Raw genomic sequence first — 19,075 nt, forward strand, 5'->3', positions numbered from 1 at the left:
TATGGGAAATGTAGATGTATTAGTAGGTTTACAATGGGGCGATGAAGGAAAAGGAAAAATAGTAGATTATTTAGCACCCAAATACGATATAATAGCTCGTTTTCAAGGTGGACCAAATGCAGGACACACCTTAGTGGTTAATAACGAAAAAATAGTTTTACACACCATTCCATCGGGCATTTTGCACGAAAATACTTACAATTTAATAGGCAATGGAGTAGTAATTAATCCTATAACGCTTTGCCAAGAAATAGCCAAAGTAAAAACGTGGGGCGTAGATTTAAAAAAGTACTTAATTATTTCTGAAAAAGCACATTTAATATTACCTACACACAAAGTGTTAGACGCTGCCAGCGAAGCCGCCAAAGGAAAAGAAAAAATAGGTTCAACACTTAGAGGAATAGGGCCTACTTATATGGATAAAACAGGCAGAAATGGCTTGCGTATAGGCGATATATTGACAGCCGATTTTAAAGCAAAATATCAAAAATTAAAGGAAAAACACCTACAAATGCTTAAAATGTACGATTTTGAGTTTGATATTACAGCCGAAGAAAAAGAATGGTTTGCCAGTATTGAAGAATTAAAAGCCTACAAAATTGTTTCGGGTGAATATTATGTAAATAATGCTTTAAGTGCAGGTAAAAATATTTTAGCAGAAGGAGCACAAGGAAGCATGTTAGATATAGATTTTGGTACTTATCCTTTTGTTACCTCTTCAAATACTATTTCTTCCGGTGCTTGCAATGGCTTAGGTGTAGCTCCCAATAAAATAAAAGAAGTAATAGGTATATCAAAAGCATATTGCACCAGAGTGGGAAGTGGGCCTTTTCCATCGGAACTCAACGATGCAGTAGGCGAAAGAATAAGACAAGCAGGCTTTGAATTTGGTGCCACCACCGGCAGACCAAGACGCTGTGGGTGGATAGATTTAGTGGCACTTCGTTATGCTTGTATCTTAAATGGCGTTACTCAAATAGCACTTACTAAAGCAGATGTTTTAAATGATTTTGACACTATAAAAGCTTGCACAAGTTATACCATAAATGGAAAACCCACCAATGAATTGCCTTTTGAATTAACAGATGACATTCAATGCAATTATACGGACTACCCAGGTTGGAAAGATAATTTAGATGCTTTAAATTATGAAAATGTACCTAATGCTTTAAAATCTTATGTTTTAGAACTTGAAAAGTATTTAGATACGCCTGTTTCTATGGTTTCTACAGGGCCAGAGAGAGAGAAACTACTGATAAAAGACGTAGTTAATGTTTAATTATTAGTGTTTAATGTAAAACATTAGCCATAAAATATTTTACATTTTGTTATGCAAGAAAGTACCAAACTAAAATTAGCAGATGCTACTTTATTTAAAAAGCAATGTATAGTTTGGGCATCGCAGTTTTCTACTTTTTTATGTTTAGATAATAACTATTCTAAAGATAAATATCATCAAGAGGAGTTTGTTATTGCTGTAGATGCAGTTAATAAAATAGAGCTACAAAATACCAATAATGCTTTTGAAAAATTAAAAACATATCATGCTGAAAATGAGCAAACTATATACGGTTATTTAAGTTATGATTTGAAGAATGATGTAGAGAATTTATCCTCAAAAAATAAGGACAATTTAAACTTTCCGGAGCTATATTTCTTTTCGCCAAGATATGAAATTAAGATAAAAGATAACACTTGTATTATCAATAGAAATTATATTGAATCTATCTACATAAAAGATGCAATTGAAGCGGTAGATGTTAGTACGGAAATTTCTTTAAATAAAATAGAATGGAAAAAAAGAGTAAGTAAAACTACTTATATAGAAACCGTTGAAAAAATAAGAAAAGATATAGAAGAAGGTACAGTTTATGAGCTGAATTATTGCTATGAAAATTATACTGAGAATATAAATGTAAATCCGCTTTCAATTTTTTTGCGTATTAATGAGCAAGTAAAAGCTCCGTTTTCGTCATTAATAAAGTTAAATGATAAGTATGTATTGTCTTTTTCGCCAGAGCGGTTTATGCAAATGCAAGAAGGTAAAATGATAAGCCAGCCTATAAAAGGTACACGAAAAAAGGGTAGTGGAGCAAAGGAGAATAAGGCATTAAAGCAAGATTTGCTACAAGATGAAAAAGAGCGTGCAGAAAATGTAATGATAGTAGATTTGGTGCGTAATGATTTTGCCCGAAGTGCCATAACGGGGACTATAAAAGTAGATGAGCTATTTGGTATTTATGAGTTTGAAAACATTATACAGATGATTTCTACCGTAAGTGCACAGAAAAGAGAAAATATAAATGCCATTGATGCTTTAAAGCTTTGTTTTCCTATGGGAAGTATGACGGGAGCACCCAAAATTAAAGCCATGCAACTAATAGAACAGTACGAAAACACGAAACGGGGTGTTTATTCTGGAGCAATAGGCTACATAAAACCCAATGGCGATTTTGATTTTAATGTAGTTATCCGAACGCTTTTGTATAATGCAACCCGACAATATTTATCGTATCAAGTAGGCGGAGCTATTACTTATGATAGTAAGGCAGAAAAAGAATGGGAAGAAACTATCGCTAAGTTTCAGTCGGTTTTGGGGTATTTGTAAAATGAAAAAAGGCATGAAAAATCAATTTCACACCTTTTTTATTTTGAAACTTACTTTAATATTTAATCTCTTTTTAGCTTTTTAAGTTTAAGAGAAATATAGATGTTAAATACACCCGAAGCTATAAATGCAAGACCTGTCCAAACAACAATAGTAATGCCTGCAAAAATTGGATTCCAAAGTAGCATTATAGAGAAAAGTAATCCTAAAATGCCTAATGCCATTAATGTACCCCATTCCATTACACGGTAGTTTTTTAAGTCTAATGAAAAACCTATAGCACCAAATGAACGGAACATAATTAAAAAACCAACATAAAGCGGTAAAGTAATCATTGACACTAAAGGATTGTTAATCAGCATAATACCAACTACTAAACTTAGTATTCCAAATACCAAGTTCCAGCCCCAATGGTCGTATTCATTTCTATTGCTTAAAGCAAAAGCTATTTCTAAAATTCCCGAAATAATAAAGGAAATAGTAAAAACTATAGATAGAGCTTCATACGATTCAAGCGGAGAAGCTAAAGTCCAAATACCTGTGGCAATAAATACAAGCCCAAGTATTAATAATAAGTACCAGTGTTTAATTGAATTTTGAATTCTTTTTAGAAAGTTATTTTCCATGATTTTAATTTTTTGTGGGTTAATTAATTTGTTTTATGATACAAAGTTACTGCTATTAGTGTTCTCTATGTCAACTCAAAAAGTTTAAACCATACTCTTAAACGGTAAAAGTTAATATCTTTACCCAACATTTTAAGTGAATGAAGGATTATAAAAATTATTTTATTGTAAAAGAGCAACCCGAAATAGTATATAGAGCTTTGGTTAATCCCCAAATTATAAAGCTATGGACGGGTTTTGAAGCTATAATGACAGAAACCGTAGGAGAGGAGTTTAATTTGTATGACGATAGTGTGGTAGGTCAAAACATTGCATTTGAACCCAACAAATTAATAGAGCAAGAGTGGTATTTTGGCGAGCAAGAAGAACCTTCTATTGTTACTATGAAACTCCATGAACATAAAAAAGGTACATCTTTAGAGTTTAGGCAAACCAATATCCCAGAAGAATTTTATGAAAATATAGTAGATGGTATTGAAAACATCTATATGGCAGATTTACAAGATTTTTACGAAGGAGAGTAAAATCCAACAGGTCATACTATTGGGCATGTTATTTTCTTCTAACCACACTATTTGCCATAGCTGCCGTCTTTTTTTCTTCGTTAGTGTTTACTTCATTGTACTCTTTAACTAAAGATGTTACAATATCTTTAACGGGGCGTATGCTTTTTACATATTCTATAGAAGGCCCGGCACACCAAACTGAATTGTAAGTAGAACTAAAAGCAGCTTTTTCTATGGCTTTCATTCCTTTATAAAAAGTAAGCATTTTAACATACTTTTTTAGTTTTTTGTTTTTGCTTAGTAGTTTTTCAAACCAGTTTTGGGTTGTTCCTACTTTTTGTACATAGGGCGTATTGATAACTGTTAAATGAGAACCCGATATTTTAGTTGTAAGTACAATGTCATCTGCACCATAATCTACACAAGCTTGTTTATACTCCTGCGAAACGGGAGCTTCCGGAGTGGCTATAAAAATACTGCCCATGCTTACGCCCACAGCACCATCTTCATTAATACGTTTCCAAATACCGACACCATCGCCCACACCTCCGGCAGAAATTACAGGAATAGAGCAGTTTTTCTTTAATAAAGGAATTAATTCGCTGCTCAACATAGGCCCACAATGCCCTCCGGCTTCTTTATTAACAGCTATTAAAGCATCTGCACCTAAATCTTCTACCTTTTTGGCATATTTTACATCTACTACATCGCAAAATACTTTAATGCCGGCAGGTTTGCATTTAGCTATCACTTCTTCCGGAGAACCTAAGGAAGTTATAATGAAATCTACTTTTAAATCTATGCACGCATCTAACTGTTTTTTGTAGTGAATGTTAGATTGATTTACTATTAAGTTAATACCAATGGAACCATCTGCCGCATTTCTAATTTTTTCAATGCCTTCACGCATTTGCTCAATAGTACGCCAGTTAAGTGCCGGAATACACGGAGCAATACCAGCTTTAATGGCTTCTATACTCATTTCTTCATTGCTTACCAAAAACATGGGAGCAAGAATAATAGGGTACTTAATATTAAGTAGTTCTGTAAGTGGTGTTTTTATTGTGTTATTCATAAAATAAATTTTATAATAAAATACTTAAGGCTTCTCTAACTTTATTTTCTTTAATTAGCTGTTTCGCTATTGAAAATTTAGCTGTTTCGTCAGTTAAAAATAATTCTTTATTCTTTAAAATTTCTTCTTTTGTAGGCAGTTCCGTTTCCATTGCCATTTGTGCTATTTCGTTTCCTGTAAGGAAAGTACTTTCCACTATGTGTTTAGGCAAACCGTCAAAACCTAAATTTATTTTTTCAAATGGATTGTTGATTTCAAAAACTGCATCTCCACTGGCACGCACATAATAGTTTTTACCCATTCTGCCTACTAAATCTAATTTTTGTGGATCTATCATGCCGTCTTCTCCTAAAATATTTTCAGCAATATGCATGTGCACTACTTCGCAAATAAATAAATTAGCGGCTCCTCCTTCTTTTCCTGTATATATTATTTCTTTCACTTTACACTCAAACTGAATAGGACTTTCTTTTACTCTTTTGGCTTTTACAATTACAGAGTCTATTGGCGTAACACCCGCTTTTGTAAACTCATTTATATTAGTAGGGTAGTCTGTACTACAAATATTCATTTGATGCACTAAACTATACGGCACTATATTGATAACCACCTCTTTAGTATGCTCTATATTGTGTAGCGTATCTTTTGTGGTGTTATCTCTACCTCTTCTATTGCTTGAAAAAATTACCGTAGGCGGATTAGCTCCAAAAACATTAAAAAAACTGTAGGGTGCTAAATTAGGCTTTCCATTTTCATCTACGGTACTTGCCCAGCATATTGGTCGTGGCCCTATGCCACCCGTTAAAAATTGATGTCTTTTAGGTATAGCTAAATCGTAAGGATTAAATGACAGCATTGTTTTTCTTTTTTAAAATGAAATATAAAATTAAGGTAATTATAAAAGGAATTCCTATCCAAATAAGTTCACTTTGAATAACTTTTAATCCCCATTGGCTAAGAAAGTTTTTAATACCAATGGGCGAAACTTTTATTACTCTCCAAGGCAAAAAATATCGGGTATTATCAAAAGGAGCAAAAAAGGCTACACCCTTACCGCCTGTAGTCATGGCATCTAAAATGGTATGCGATAATGTGGATATGAATAAGAATACAAAGAAGATAATTCTTTCTATTTTGTTTTTGCTCAAAAATAAAGCAGTAATAAGAGCTAAAACCAAACTAAAAAGCAAGGAATGACTTATACCTCTGTGTCCCCATACACTTTCATAAGGTATGCCAAATTTAAAAGTTATTACATCTGCATCGGGAAGAATGCTGTAAACTACACCTAATAAAACTATTTTTAAAGGTAGTTTATATTTAATGTCTATTAAATTTCTAAAACTTAAAGCTGCTAAAGCATGACCAAAAGCCGATGCCATTAGTTAGCCGGCAATATTTTAACTACACTTTCTCCAAAACCTACTCTTACACCATTTTTTTCGCTATAAGCACGCATTATACAAACATCTCCGTCTTGCATAAACTTGCGTTCTGTGCCGTCTTTTAGTTTAATGGGTTTAGTGCCTTTCCATGTTAACTCTAACATAGAACCATATTCATTTTTTTCGGGTCCACTTATAGTGCCTGAGGCATACATATCGCCTACATTTATATTGCAACCGTTTACGGTTTGATGAGCCAATTGTTGGTTCATATTCCAATACATATATTTGTAGTTAGAAGTACAAATTAAGTTTTCATCGCCATTTTCTGTTTTAATTATTACTTCTAAATTAATGTCAAAATTGGCATCTTTTTCATATTGCAAATAGGGTAGTACCTTAGGTTCTTGGGTGTAGCCTTTAGTTCTAAATGGTTCTAAGGCGTCCATAGTTACTACCCACGGAGAAATAACAGAACCAAAGTTTTTGCCTAAAAATGGCCCTAATGGCACGTATTCCCATCCTTGAATATCTCTGGCACTTAAATCGTTAAAAATAACCATTCCCCATATTGCATTTTCGGCTTCATTTACGGGAATAGACTCGCCTAACTTAGTTTTCTTGCAAGTAATAAATGCCATTTCTAATTCAAAATCAAACAATTTTGAAGGACCATAAACAGGAGCGTCTGCGTCTGCCGGCTTCATTTGCCCTTTTGGTCGGTGTATTTCGGCAGGCGAAACTACTATAGAACTTGACCTGCCATGATAGCCAACAGGTATATGTTTCCAGTTGGGCAGTAAAGCATTATTTGGGTCTCTAAATAAGCAACCTACATTAGTGGCATGGTCTAAACTGCTGTAAAAATCGGTATAATCTCCCACCGCTACAGGCATGTGCATCGTAGCTTGGCTCATGCTTACCATAATACTTCCTCTGTGTGTAGAATCTTTTAATTCATCATTGTTTTCATCTAATAATACGGCAATTCTATCTCTAATTTTTCGGGCAAAAGGTCTGCCTTCTGCCATAAAATCATTTAAAGTACTGTTATTTACTAATGATTCTTCAATTTGTATAAAGTTATTGTTATTTAACTCTACTAAATCTACTATTTTATCTCCTATGGCTACACCAACTCTTGGTGTTTTTTTGCTTGTAGAAAATATACCAAAAGGCAAATTTTGTAATGTAAAATCAGTATTTTCTGAATTTTCTACCCAAGATTTTTTTAAACTTTCCGACATAGCTTATCTAACTTTTATGTTTATAGTGCAAACTTATAAATAATCGGATTAAACCACTAACTTTATCATTAAATTTAATCAACATGAATGCATTAGGCAATATTATTTGGATGATTTTTGGCGGTTTTTTTACGGCTATTGAATACATAATGGCAGGTTGTGCTTTGTGTATTACTATTATTGGTATCCCGTTTGGCTTGCAGTGTTTTAAGTTGGCTTTTTATGTATTGCTACCTTTTGGACACAAAACCGTGAAAAGGGAAAGTAGAACATCTCCAGAAGGATGTGTATATACTTTTTTGAATATTATTTGGTTTTTTGTAGGGGCAATACCTTTGGTTTTATCCCATTTGTTTTGGGGTATTTTGTTGGGTATTACCATTATAGGTATTCCGTTTGCTAAACAACATTTTAAGTTAATGAGTTTGGCTCTTACTCCCTTTGGGAGAGATATTGTAGAGGTAAATTAATAACCTAAGGCTGTTCTATAACTATATCATATTTTCTAAGTAGTCCGGCAAGGTTGTTAATAGAAAATTTTGCTTTTCTAATTTGATTTTTATCGGCATCTATATCAAAATTATAAGCTGTGCTTAAATTAGCTTTTTTAAGAATTGTAGCATCAAAAACGGCTAATTCTAAGTTGCAGTTTTCAAAAGTTGCTTCGGTTAAATCTGCTTTTGTAAAATCAACTTCTATAAGTGAGCAATTAATAAATTTGGTTTTACTTATTTTAGTGTCATAAAAAGACGAGTGGTTGAGTTGGCAATTTTCAAAAGAAAATTCAAGTCCAAATTTATTGCAACTATCAAATAATAATCCCAACATTTTGCAATTTTTAAATTGAATATTCCTGAAAGCAGTATTATTGATTTTGCACATAGATAAATTGCACTCAATAAAATGACAATCTATAAATTTATAGTTGGATAAGTTGTAAGATGAAAAATCGCAATTATTGAAAGTACAGCCGTCATATTCTTTTGCTTCTAATTCATTTGTAGTAAAATCAATATTGCTAAATGTTTTATCTTGTATGTATTTTTCTGTCATTGAGCAATAATTATAAAGTAAAGCTTTTTGCTTTAGCGATAGCACTGTCTATTCCTTCTACTTTTTTACCTCCCGCAGTAGCGTAAAAAGGCTGCCCACCGCCACCGCCTTGTATTTCTTTTGCTATTTCTCTAATTATTGTTCCGGCATTTAAGTTGCGTTCTTTTACTATGTTATCGCTTATCATAACCGTAAGCAAAGGTTTGTCATTAATAATACTACCTAATACTAAAAATAGATTTTCAACTTCATTTTTCAACTGAAATGCTAAGTTTTTAATGCTATCGGCATTGGGTGCATCTATTTTTTCGGCAATAATATTTAAGCCGTTTTCTGTACTTACTTTTTTCAAAAGCTCTTCTTTAATATTGCCTTGTTGTTGTAGTTGTAGTGCTTCTAACTGTTTTTTTAGTTGCTCGTTTTCTTCTTGAAGTTTTACTACGGCATCTACAGTTTTTGGCGGATTATTAAGCAAAGTTTTTATTTGGTTAAGTGCATCTTCTTGCTCTTTGTAGTAGGCTATTACTTTATTGCCCGTCAAAGCTTCTATTCTTCTAATACCAGCAGCTATAGAATTTTCATTTATTATTTTAAAATACTTTATATTACCTGTGTTTTCTACATGCGTGCCACCACATAATTCTATAGAATTACCAAATTTTACTACTCTAACTTTATCTCCATATTTTTCGCCAAACAAAGCCATAGCACCCATTTCTTTCGCTTTTTCTATTGGCGTATCGGCATAGCTTTGTAGTGGGATAGATTTTTCTATTTCTTGGTTAACCAGTTCTTCTATTTTGTTTAATTCTTCATCCGTTACTTTTTGAAAATGCGAGAAATCAAAACGCAAATATTCATCATTTACCAGTGAACCTCTTTGCTCTACATGAGTGCCTAAAGTATCTCTTAAAGCTTTGTGCAATAAATGCGTAGCACTATGGTTCATAGCTGTTTTATTCCTTTTTTCTTTATTTACAGAGGCATTAAAAGTGGCATTTATATTTTTGGGCAATTCATTTACTATATGTATAAACAGTTGATTTTCTTTTTGAGTATCAATTACGTATGTTTTTTCTCCATTGTTTTCTATATAGCCCGTATCGCCCACTTGTCCACCACTTTCGGCATAAAAAGGCGTTTTATCAAAAACTAAATGATACTGTGTTTTGCCTTTTTTCTCTACTTTTCGGTATTTAGTTATTTTTACAGGACATTCTAAAGTGGTGTATCCTTCAAAATTAGTAAGGTCGCTTTCTGCTAAAACAGTCCAATCGCTTTGCTCGCTTTGCTCGGCATTTCTTGAACGATTTTTTTGCTCTTGCATAGCTTTTTCAAAACCTTTAATATCAACAGACAATCCTTTTTCTTTAGCCACTAATTCGGTTAAATCTAAAGGGAAACCGTAGGTGTCGTATAGTTCAAAAGCTTTAGTGCCGTCTATAATTGTTTTACCTTTTTTATGTAGCTCTTTTTCTATATCGTCTATTAATTTTAGCCCTGTAGATAATGTTTTAAAAAAACTGTTTTCTTCTTCGGTAATAACTTTTTCTATAAATTTTTCTTGCAGTTTTATTTCGGGAAAAACATCTTTAAACTGTGCTACTAAAACGGGCAATAATTGAGCTAAAAAAGCTTTGTTAAAACCTAAATAAGTGTAGCCGTAGCGTACAGCTCTACGCAATATTCTGCGTATTACATACCCTGCTCCGTTGCTGGCAGGCAGTTGTCCATCGGCTATAGTAAAAGAAATGGCTCTTATATGGTCTGCTATTACTCTAAAAGCTATGTCTGTCTGCTCATTTTTGCCATAAGTTTTACCTGAAATTTCTTCAAGTTTTTCTATTAACGGCATGAAAATATCCGTATCATAATTGCTGGTTTTGTTTTGTAAAACACGCACTAATCTTTCAAAGCCCATGCCGGTATCTACATGCTGTTTTGATAGTTTTACTAAGCTGCCATCGGCTTTTCTTTCAAACTCTATAAATACGTTGTTCCATATTTCTATCACTTGAGGGTCATCGGCATTTACTAAAGTAGCTCCATCCACTTTTTTTCTTTCTTCATCATTTCTGCCGTCATAATGAATTTCGGTACATGGCCCACAAGGACCCACATCGCCCATTTCCCAAAAATTATCTTTTTTATTGCCTTTAAGTATATGTTTTTCGTTTACTAAAGTTTTCCAAATATCAAAAGCTTCTTTATCAAAACTTAAATTATCGCCTTTATCGCCTTCAAAAACGGTTACGTACAATCTGGTTTTATCTATTCCATAAACATTGGTCAGCAACTCCCAACTCCAATTTATAGCTTCTTTTTTAAAATAATCGCCAAAGCTCCAATTGCCCAACATTTCAAACATAGTATGATGATAGGTATCTACACCTACTTCTTCTAAATCGTTGTGTTTTCCACTTACTCTTAAGCATTTTTGTGTGTCCGCTACACGAGAATTTACTATTTTTTTATTGCCCAAAAAATAATCTTTAAACTGGTTCATACCCGCATTATTAAACATTAAAGTAGGGTCGTCTTTTACCACAATAGGGGCAGATGGCACTATTTTATGTCCTTTCTTTTCAAAAAAATCCAAAAAGTTTTTTCTTATCTCTTTAGCCGATTTCATTTTTAATTAACTTTAATTATATACTTAAGTGCGTATTTTTTAGTATCTTCACTTCCTGTAAAGAAAAATAAAGCACAAAATTACATTTTTAATAGCACGTGAAAAAAGAAAAGTACTATTATAATTTAAAAACACTACAGTACGAAAAAGTTAAAACTACTTTTTCTGTAAAGTTATTCAGAGGCGTAGTTATTTTGGTTTCTGTATTGGTTACAGCTTTTTTATTGAGCTTGCTGGGCGGTGCATTATTCTCTTCTCCAAGGGAAAAAATGTTAGAGCAAGAAAATAGAGTTCAAAAAGATCAATTGCAATATTTAAGCGGTTCAGTAGATGAGCTTTCAAAGGTTTTAGAGTCCTTGCAAGAAAGAGATAGAAATACTTACAGAGTAATTTTTGAGTCGGAGCCTATTTCTCAATCATTGTGGAACTCAGGAGTGGGAGGCTCAGAAAGATATAAAGAGCTTAAAAGGTTTACTACGGGCGATTTAATGATAGATGTAAACAAGAAATTAGATGCTTTAAAAAGAAAAATGTATTGGCAATCTGAATCTTATGATGATTTAGCTAAATTAGTTACTAAGAAAGAAGATATGTTGCAATCTTTGCCGGCTATACAGCCTGTAGCTAATTATGATTTAAAAAGAATGGCATCGGGATATGGGTGGCGTATAGACCCTGTTTATGGTGTAAATAAGTTTCATGCAGGCATGGATTTTTCTGCACCCGTGGGAACAGAAATTTATGCTACGGCAAAGGGAAAAGTTGTGGATGTAGGGTATAATTCAGGAGGTTATGGCAATAGAATTATTATAGAACATGGCTATGGCTACCAAACTTTATATGCTCACATGAGTGCTTTTAATGTAAAAATGGGAGAAACAGTGCAGCGAGGACAAATTATTGGTTATGTGGGCAATACAGGAAAATCTGTAGGACCACATTTACACTATGAAGTACATAAAAATGGCGAAAAATTAAATCCCGTTTTATTCTACTATAAAGATTTAGACGATGAGCAATATCAAGAAATGATACAAATGTCTGAAAATGGCGGAGGCTCTTTGGATTAATGGTTAATTGTTAGTGTTTAATGATTAATTAAGTACAGAATATTAATGACTATCCGTTATTATGCCAATAATTTATGCTTTAAGATAGCATCTGGGGACGTTTAAGTAATTTGAATTACAGTTTTTAGTCTTTTACTTTTGTCTTGATACAAAAGTAACAAAAAATCAAGACTGTAATCAAAAATACTAAAATGCTATAAAACAGACGAGGACAAATTAATGTATACTCAATTTTAGTTTTCTCATAGTGGTTCTACTTGTAGGAGCATACTAATTTGTCTGTTTGTTGTTTTATAATTTCATTCATTGTGGATGTCTGTTTTACATCATTTCTTAACGTATTTTTGATTAAGGTCAGGTAAAGGTGCACCTTAAGTTTGCAAGTGGGGTACCCATTAACCGAAAACCCGTAAAAAATTAAACTGTTTGAAGAACGGAGTGATGAGTTTTTGATTTTTAGGAGTTGAGGTTATAATGGGTTGCTGAAAACTTAGTGCGATTCCCTGACTGCCGTCAGGCAAGTTTTGTAACTTTTCTACTAAAGAAAAGTTAATGTAAAATACTTTAGGTGTCTTTACGGATAATCATAGAATATTTTAATATAAAACAGTCAGAAATTTTCTTTTAATACCATACATTTGTAGAGGAATCTATGCCTATACACAAACAAAACATAGAAAAAAAAGTGAAAACAATACAGATAACAACGCAAACTAATACAACAAGAAGTATTACACACTAAAAATAAATAAATCTCAATATCAATAAACCCATAGAAAGCCGGTTCCGTTCAACCTGCGTTCTCATTGTTCGTCCTTCGGACGCAACGAAAACTTAGTTGTTGTAAGCAGTTTTTTTAATTATATTATATTTTAAAAATTCCGATATGCCATAATATTCCACTAGGGTCGTGAAGGAAAAACTCGTTTCCCCATTCATTATGAGCTATTTCGGATAATCGTACATTTTCATACTTCTCAGTCAAATTTAAACTCTGTATACTATTTAGAGTGCTTTCTAAATTATCAACTTCGAGAAAAATCATTGAATTTTCAACCCAATCCTTTACGTAATAATCTTGTAAATAGAACCCAAATCTGCCTAAATAGAAGTAGGACATTTTTTCAGATGTAACTAATTCTTTAAAACCTAAATCCAAATAAAAATTTCTAGAAATATTATAGTTTTTAGAGCCAATAAAAGTCCTTATTGAATTGCCTATTAAATTCATTTTGTATTGTTTATAAATTGCTTACAACGGGAGTTTGTGCATTAACCCACAAAACTCGGGCTTTTCAAATGTAAATATAAAATATATTTTTGAAAATTAAGCCGTTTTTTAAGCAAAATGTGAGGAGTGGATTTTGTTGTGTGGTGGCTTAATATTAATAGAAGAGAACATTAATGTAGTTCCGTTCAACCTGCGTTTTCATTGTTCGTCCTTCGGACGCAACGAAAACTTAGTTGTTGTAGGCAGGTATTCTGCTATTCTTGTTCAAAGTATTCAATACAATCGTCTTGTCCGTTTAAAATTTTATTTGGGTTTTCTGTGATTTTCACGTCTGGCATTACACCCAAACCAATATTGCTCAAATCCTTTCGTAGATTATATTGTGTTTTGGGTATAGTAAAAGAGATTTTTGTATTGGGTAATATTACAACTTCGTTTGGTCCTCCTGAATTTACATAAGCACTCCCGCCTGTCATCTCGCCTACTATTTTTCCTCTTTTAGTTTCTTTTACAGTATTGGCAAAAATGGCTGAACAAGAAAAACTTCCGCCATTGGTAAATACATAAACTTTGCCTGCAAAAGCATCTTTATTCGGTTTAAAAAACTTTGACCAACCTGCATTAAACTTCTTATTTCGTCCGTTTTTGACTTTGTAATAACTATTAACGCACTGAAAAGAAGAATCCATAAAATATTGTAACAGGTAAATTCCGTTACTCAATTCTCCGCCTTGATTGTCTCTTAAATCAATTGCTAAATTTTTTATATGATTTTCTTCAATGGTTCTAAAAATGGTTTTAATCTCCTTCTTAAAGTTTTGATTGTAATCGTTTTTAAGTATTTTTTTGTCAAAAGATTTAATTGTGATTACAGCAGAATATCCATTTTCTAAAATTTTAAAATCTATTCCTTTTTCTACTGTCTTATCTCTTTTAGATTTTATTTCACTTCTAGGTAGTCCTGTAATTTCAACAGTATTCAGTTTGTTATTTTCATCTATAAACTCAATAACATAATGGTTTTTAAACCCAAAATAGTAACTGTAATATGCAGGGAAAAATTGGTACGTTAAATTCTTGGGATACTGTAAATTATTACCATCTCTGCAAGTATGTTGAACGATTAAATCAAGAATATCGGAAACTTGCATTCCATTGATTTTTGTCAAGGTAGAACCAATTGAAATATTTTGTTCATTACTAAAATTCCTGACAACAACTAGGCTGTCGTTTGTCAAAAAAACATCTAAAGGAAAAAGGGGTGCAGAATTGAAAAAATCTTCTAAATGCTTGGCACTTGGATAAATGTAAGAATGACCATCTTTTAGAACACTTGAAAAAGAAGTGATTATTTTAAATGCTTCTGCTTGATTTATAGTATTGGGAAGATTTTCGTATTTGTTTTCAAACCAATTGTCAACTGTTGTTTTAGAACTGTAGGTATATAAATTGGGGTGATTTTGCTCTAACTGATTTTTTAGGTACTTCAAGTCAGAAATTACTTCACTTTTTGTATAAAGACTGTCCTGTCCGAATAGTTTTAGATTAACCAAAACAATTAGTATCAAAAAAAGATAGCGTTTTATATTCATTCGCGTCTGTTTTACTTGCCTACAACGTCTTGAATAAACGCTAGTAGCGGCTTCATTTCTTTTAATTTGCAAGGTACTACACTTTTTATTAAAAACTCAAAGCAGACAAGCTGGTACTTACCCGCTATTGCGTTTATTTTTTGTTGTGCGTTCGGCTTTAATAGGTTAATCAATATTTGATATTATTATATCTGAACTGGTAGGAAAACTTGTTGTGTTTTGAAGATGCCAACTACCATTTTCAAAAACATAAATCTTGTTATCATCCATTAAAACAAATTTACCGTTAGAACTTATTACATTACCAGAACTTGGGAAACTTGTTGTGTTTTGAAGATACCAGATGCCATTTTCAAAAGCGTAAATCTTATTATCATCAATTAAAACAAATTTACCATTAGATCCTTTTACATCACTTGAACTTGGAAAACTTGTTGTATTTTGAAGATGCCAGGTGCCATTTTCAAAAGCATAAATCTTATTATCATCAATTAAAACAAAATTTCCATTAGAACCTATTACATCACTTGAACTTGGAAAACTTGTTGTATTTTGAAGATACCAAGTACCATTTTCAAAAGCATAAATTTTATTATCATCAATTAAAACAAAATTCCCATTAGAACCTATTACATCGCTTGAACTTGGGAAACTTGTTGTGTTTTGAAGATACCAAGTGCCATTTTCAAAAACATAAATCTTGTTGTCATCAATTAGAGCAAATCTACTATCTTTAAACTGACTAGTTCCAAGAGTATTATTTGAAGAGTTTGCCGTCTCTTCCGCAAACAAAGCATAAGGCACACTCATCAATTGATTCACACCCACATTAGTGTAAGATGTTCCACCTGTTGGGTCAACTTCTACTTTTAAAAATTTAGAATTTGTTCCCCAATCAATGCCTGAAAATGTTCCAGATATTGGAGTTCCTTGTCCAATGTTTAAATTAAACAAGCCTTGTGCATTGGTTGTTTTAGTATGTGTTTCAGAATAAACAACTGTTCCCGTTGCTGAGTTGTCTAACACACTAACTTTAACACCAACTGTGCCATTAGCTACAGGTGTTCCTCCAGAATTAAATGCTACTGCTTGATAGCTTACACCTTGTGGCACTTGTGCAAAACATACAATTGTCAAAAGTGTGAATAGAAAAGTAAATATGTTTTTCATGGTTTTATTTTTTAATGATTTTAAATGATTGAATTTTTTGATTGTTGGTTTGAATTAGATACGTTCCTGTTTGCAAGGATGATAAATCTACTTGATTATTTATTACATTTTTATTTTCTACTAATCTTCCACTAAGGTCGTAAATAGAAATTGCATTAAACTTTTCGTTTTCTGTTTCAATAAAAACAGAATTTGATGTAGGATTAGGATAGGCAGTTACATTTTCTAAAATGGTCAATTCGTTTAATCCAGTTACAAAAAATTCAATTCTTGAAACTGCTCCAATAGTCCCAGAACTTGCTTCATTTGGGTCAGAAACTGGCAAAACAAAAATTTCTCCAACGGTATAAATTAGGTTGTTAGATGAAACTGCTCCATTATTAATGGAATAAAGGTCTTGGCAATAAGCATAACTTAGTCCAAGACTTAAAGTGAGTAAAATGGTTTTTTTCATAATGTTATTTTAAATGTTTTCAAAATTTCTCTTTGTTTAGCTGACGCACAACGGGAGTTTGTGCATTAACCCACAAAACTCGGGCTTTTCAAATGTAAATATAAAATATATTTTTGAAAATTGAGGTGTTTTTTAGCGGAAATGTGAGGAGTGGATTTTGTTGTGTGAGGCTTTGGGAATGTTTCCTTCTGTATTAAGCGTATGGTTGGTAAAGCCGAGTGCTTTAACATCAAGCGTATCTACAAAGGCATCTACTACTCGGGCAAAGCTATCGGGTGCTACCATTTGGTCTAAGCAGGTAACCTCCAACTGAAATCTGTCTTGTTTTTGTCGGTATTGCATACCTTAAAGATAATATACTTATAACCCAAGCTATATTTTTCTTGTAAACTTGTCCACAATACGGTGTGTAGGTTATTGCACAGTCTGACGTTTGGTATATGAAGCGTAGCATCCCAAAGGGTGCTATGATTTCGTATACAGTGTTATGTGTTTTTTTTATTTTATAAGTGAGCATAAACCATATCAATTTTACATCCAATTCTATTCTCAAATTCATCAAGAAACTCTTTTTTGAATTCAACCCAATTCCAAAAAACAAAGCCTAAGTCACTAAATCCCCAAACTGGATCGAATCTGTAACTATGTATTTCATTCGAGTGCTCACATTTTGGACAAGTGAGATTATTGCTCTCTTTTGAAGCCCATTCGTTAAAGAAATCCCAATCTTCTTCTGCAATATTTTTATTACAATCTGGGCATAACAATTCGTCAATACCATTTTCCATAGCAGTAAATATTTGTCTTTCAAATTCTACTTCCAATCCATTGGCAGAAAGATCAAATGGCAAATAATCTGGTTCAGTTACAATTTTTTTTGCTCCATCTGAAATTGCATATCCAAAGTCATCAAGTCCAAGAACACAATTTGATTTACTTGGTTTTATCGCATCAATTTCTATTAGCCAATCAATTGTCTTATTAGCTATTTCTTCTTTGTTCTTGAATTCCGATATTCTCGGAACTAAACTTATGCTAACTGTTCCCATTTTTATTAATTACACATAACGTTTTGCAGCTTGGCGAAGTGGTGGATTTAGAAGCACAAATGTTCCAATTTGCACAAATGTTTATTAGAAATCCGAATATTTAATTTACCACTGAACCCGCCATTTTGCCAAACTGCTGTTAGCGGTTCGTGCTTTATTTTTCTAATGTTTCGAGCAACTCAATTATTTTGTCTGCTTTTTCTAAATAAGATTGTTTTTCATGTCTGCTTAATTCATAACCTTCATGTAAAATCTTATTTCGAACTGCTAAAAGTTCTCTCATTTCAATATACAATCTATCACTTTTTAGTTCCATTGAGAGAAATTTCAAAATGTCATTTATAGATTTTGATTCGTTAGAAGAATAACCTTTCTGTCTCATTAAATTGCTTCCGAGTTTTTCAATTATTTGCCAACGCTTAATAATGTCAAAATCACTCTCATAATTTCTAAATTCAGGCTCTCGTTCTAATTGTTTTTCTTCATACCTTCTTGAGAGGAGTTGCGTATATGCAAACCCAATGAAAATTACAACAATACCCGAAAACGCAATCACTAATCCAAGGTTTTTTTCATGAGCGAAGTCTTGATTTTGATACATATAAACAACTATTCCAACAAGTGAATACAAAGCACCCGTTAATGAAAACATGGTCATCAGTCGTTTGCGTTTATAGTCCGCTTTTTCTTTTTCTATTTTAGCTTTAAATAAACTGTCTTTGGCTTCTAAAATATCACGTAGAGATATTTCTTTGTCAGCAGTTTGACCTTTTTGCGCAATGGAAGTTGCCTTTTTTATTAATAACTCATGCAGTTCCTGCATTGTGTCATTTAAAGCTTCTTGTGCTGACGGTGTCAGTTTATCATTATATAAATCGTTCTTAGCCATTTTGTTCCGAATTGAAAGTTAAATAAACAGTAGTAGCGACTGCAACAAATAATGTTACAATGAACCAAATTACATGACTTGTTTCTTTGAATTTCTCAACGTCTAAAAGACTACCAGCAACCAAAGAAGAAATAAATGCTATAATTTGAATTAATTTAACCCACCACTTTTTCTTTGTTTTAATAGGAAAACGTTTTGAGTATGTCGCGGCTTCACTAATTATAGCTGCCGTAATTTCAGTATTTGTTCCATCATTTCTACTTGCCTCAATTCTTGAGGCTTCATCAATAATGTCTTCTGTCCATTGTTTACAATGTCGAGTTAGTTCAGACCTTCCGTTAGGATTTAAGTCAGATACTTTTTCGTCTGGTATGTCAAATTCAATTCTCATGAATATTGTTTTCGTTTATATGTCGGTGTCATCTCATAGCATGACCGCTAACAATTGTATATCAACAAGAAACTTGTTGATATATTTCTTATGTACG

The 19,075-nt window shown here is 32.6% G+C and carries 20 protein-coding genes; 5 read left to right on the plus strand and 15 right to left on the minus strand.

The genetic code is table 11. The annotated features are described in order from the left end of the window. Position 1: 1 nt before the first annotated feature. Entirely contained in the window at positions 2 to 1,279 is a 1,278-nt protein-coding gene (locus tag H6578_10785; GenBank protein MCB9227637.1) for an adenylosuccinate synthase, read from the plus strand. A gap of 51 nt (positions 1,280 to 1,330) precedes the next feature. Further along, positions 1,331 to 2,608 (plus strand): anthranilate synthase component I family protein, encoded by a 1,278-nt coding sequence (locus H6578_10790; protein ID MCB9227638.1) that lies wholly within the window; start codon positions 1,331 to 1,333, stop codon positions 2,606 to 2,608. Positions 2,609 to 2,670: 62 nt separating this feature from the next. Here H6578_10790 and H6578_10795 read toward each other — a convergent pair whose 3' ends face one another. Then, positions 2,671 to 3,234: a DUF308 domain-containing protein gene (locus H6578_10795; GenBank protein ID MCB9227639.1), complete on the minus strand. Its 564-nt coding sequence runs from the start codon at positions 3,232 to 3,234 to the stop codon at positions 2,671 to 2,673. 140 nt (positions 3,235 to 3,374) lie between these two features. Here H6578_10795 and H6578_10800 point away from each other — a divergent pair, with 140 nt between their 5' ends. Further along, positions 3,375 to 3,758 (plus strand): SRPBCC domain-containing protein, encoded by a 384-nt coding sequence (locus tag H6578_10800; GenBank protein MCB9227640.1) that lies wholly within the window; start codon positions 3,375 to 3,377, stop codon positions 3,756 to 3,758. 28 nt (positions 3,759 to 3,786) lie between these two features. Here the strand turns inward: H6578_10800 and H6578_10805 are convergent, their stop codons facing one another. The 4 genes from H6578_10805 to fahA are packed head-to-tail and all read right to left on the minus strand — an operon-like array spanning position 3,787 to position 7,447. Continuing rightward, on the minus strand, positions 3,787 to 4,803 hold the full coding sequence (locus H6578_10805; GenBank protein ID MCB9227641.1) for a nitronate monooxygenase: 1,017 nt from the start codon (positions 4,801 to 4,803) through the stop codon (positions 3,787 to 3,789). A 22-nt stretch (positions 4,804 to 4,825) separates the two neighbouring features. Next, entirely contained in the window at positions 4,826 to 5,671 is an 846-nt protein-coding gene (locus H6578_10810; GenBank protein ID MCB9227642.1) for a flavin reductase family protein, read from the minus strand. Next, on the minus strand, positions 5,658 to 6,197 hold the full coding sequence (locus H6578_10815; protein ID MCB9227643.1) for a metal-dependent hydrolase: 540 nt from the start codon (positions 6,195 to 6,197) through the stop codon (positions 5,658 to 5,660). Before H6578_10815 ends, H6578_10810 begins: the two co-directional genes overlap by 14 nt. Next, entirely contained in the window at positions 6,197 to 7,447 is a 1,251-nt protein-coding gene (fahA, locus tag H6578_10820; GenBank protein MCB9227644.1) for a fumarylacetoacetase, read from the minus strand. Before fahA ends, H6578_10815 begins: the two co-directional genes overlap by 1 nt. A gap of 83 nt (positions 7,448 to 7,530) precedes the next feature. Here fahA and H6578_10825 point away from each other — a divergent pair, with 83 nt between their 5' ends. Beyond that, a complete protein-coding gene (locus H6578_10825; GenBank protein ID MCB9227645.1) occupies positions 7,531 to 7,917 on the plus strand; it encodes a YccF domain-containing protein in 387 nt (128 codons plus the stop codon). A 4-nt stretch (positions 7,918 to 7,921) separates the two neighbouring features. Here H6578_10825 and H6578_10830 read toward each other — a convergent pair whose 3' ends face one another. Together H6578_10830 and alaS are read right to left on the minus strand one after the other, a co-directional pair. Continuing rightward, positions 7,922 to 8,500 carry a pentapeptide repeat-containing protein gene (locus tag H6578_10830; GenBank protein MCB9227646.1) on the minus strand — a complete coding sequence of 193 codons (579 nt, stop codon included), beginning with the start codon at positions 8,498 to 8,500 and terminating at the stop codon, positions 7,922 to 7,924. Positions 8,501 to 8,510: 10 nt separating this feature from the next. Continuing rightward, a complete protein-coding gene (alaS, locus tag H6578_10835) occupies positions 8,511 to 11,132 on the minus strand; it encodes an alanine--tRNA ligase (GenBank protein ID MCB9227647.1) in 2,622 nt (873 codons plus the stop codon). Between the two features lie 98 nt (positions 11,133 to 11,230). Here alaS and H6578_10840 point away from each other — a divergent pair, with 98 nt between their 5' ends. After that, complete coding sequence (locus tag H6578_10840) at positions 11,231 to 12,202, plus strand: M23 family metallopeptidase (protein ID MCB9227648.1); 972 nt, start codon at positions 11,231 to 11,233, stop codon at positions 12,200 to 12,202. 865 nt (positions 12,203 to 13,067) lie between these two features. Here H6578_10840 and H6578_10845 read toward each other — a convergent pair. The 8 genes from H6578_10845 to H6578_10880 all read right to left on the minus strand — a co-directional run bounded on the left by H6578_10845 (position 13,068) and on the right by H6578_10880 (position 18,978). Next, complete coding sequence (locus tag H6578_10845) at positions 13,068 to 13,433, minus strand: glyoxalase (protein MCB9227649.1); 366 nt, start codon at positions 13,431 to 13,433, stop codon at positions 13,068 to 13,070. Between the two features lie 254 nt (positions 13,434 to 13,687). Continuing rightward, the gene (locus H6578_10850; protein MCB9227650.1) at positions 13,688 to 14,923 is read right to left on the minus strand and encodes a hypothetical protein; all 1,236 of its coding nucleotides are present in this window, start codon (positions 14,921 to 14,923) and stop codon (positions 13,688 to 13,690) included. Positions 14,924 to 15,190: 267 nt separating this feature from the next. Next, on the minus strand, positions 15,191 to 16,195 hold the full coding sequence (locus tag H6578_10855; GenBank protein MCB9227651.1) for a YXWGXW repeat-containing protein: 1,005 nt from the start codon (positions 16,193 to 16,195) through the stop codon (positions 15,191 to 15,193). Between the two features lie 4 nt (positions 16,196 to 16,199). Then, on the minus strand, positions 16,200 to 16,649 hold the full coding sequence (locus H6578_10860; GenBank protein MCB9227652.1) for a T9SS type A sorting domain-containing protein: 450 nt from the start codon (positions 16,647 to 16,649) through the stop codon (positions 16,200 to 16,202). Between the two features lie 132 nt (positions 16,650 to 16,781). After that, complete coding sequence (locus H6578_10865; protein MCB9227653.1) at positions 16,782 to 16,991, minus strand: hypothetical protein; 210 nt, start codon at positions 16,989 to 16,991, stop codon at positions 16,782 to 16,784. A 161-nt stretch (positions 16,992 to 17,152) separates the two neighbouring features. Continuing rightward, positions 17,153 to 17,698 (minus strand): hypothetical protein, encoded by a 546-nt coding sequence (locus tag H6578_10870; protein MCB9227654.1) that lies wholly within the window; start codon positions 17,696 to 17,698, stop codon positions 17,153 to 17,155. 154 nt (positions 17,699 to 17,852) lie between these two features. Beyond that, positions 17,853 to 18,587 (minus strand): hypothetical protein, encoded by a 735-nt coding sequence (locus tag H6578_10875; GenBank protein ID MCB9227655.1) that lies wholly within the window; start codon positions 18,585 to 18,587, stop codon positions 17,853 to 17,855. Beyond that, entirely contained in the window at positions 18,580 to 18,978 is a 399-nt protein-coding gene (locus tag H6578_10880; GenBank protein ID MCB9227656.1) for a hypothetical protein, read from the minus strand. The genes H6578_10875 and H6578_10880 overlap by 8 nt, the downstream gene beginning before the upstream one ends. Positions 18,979 to 19,075: the final 97 nt, after the last annotated feature.

This window comes from Chitinophagales bacterium (genome assembly GCA_020635995.1).
In the GTDB taxonomy this organism is placed as follows: domain Bacteria; phylum Bacteroidota; class Bacteroidia; order Chitinophagales; family UBA8649; genus JAFMKE01.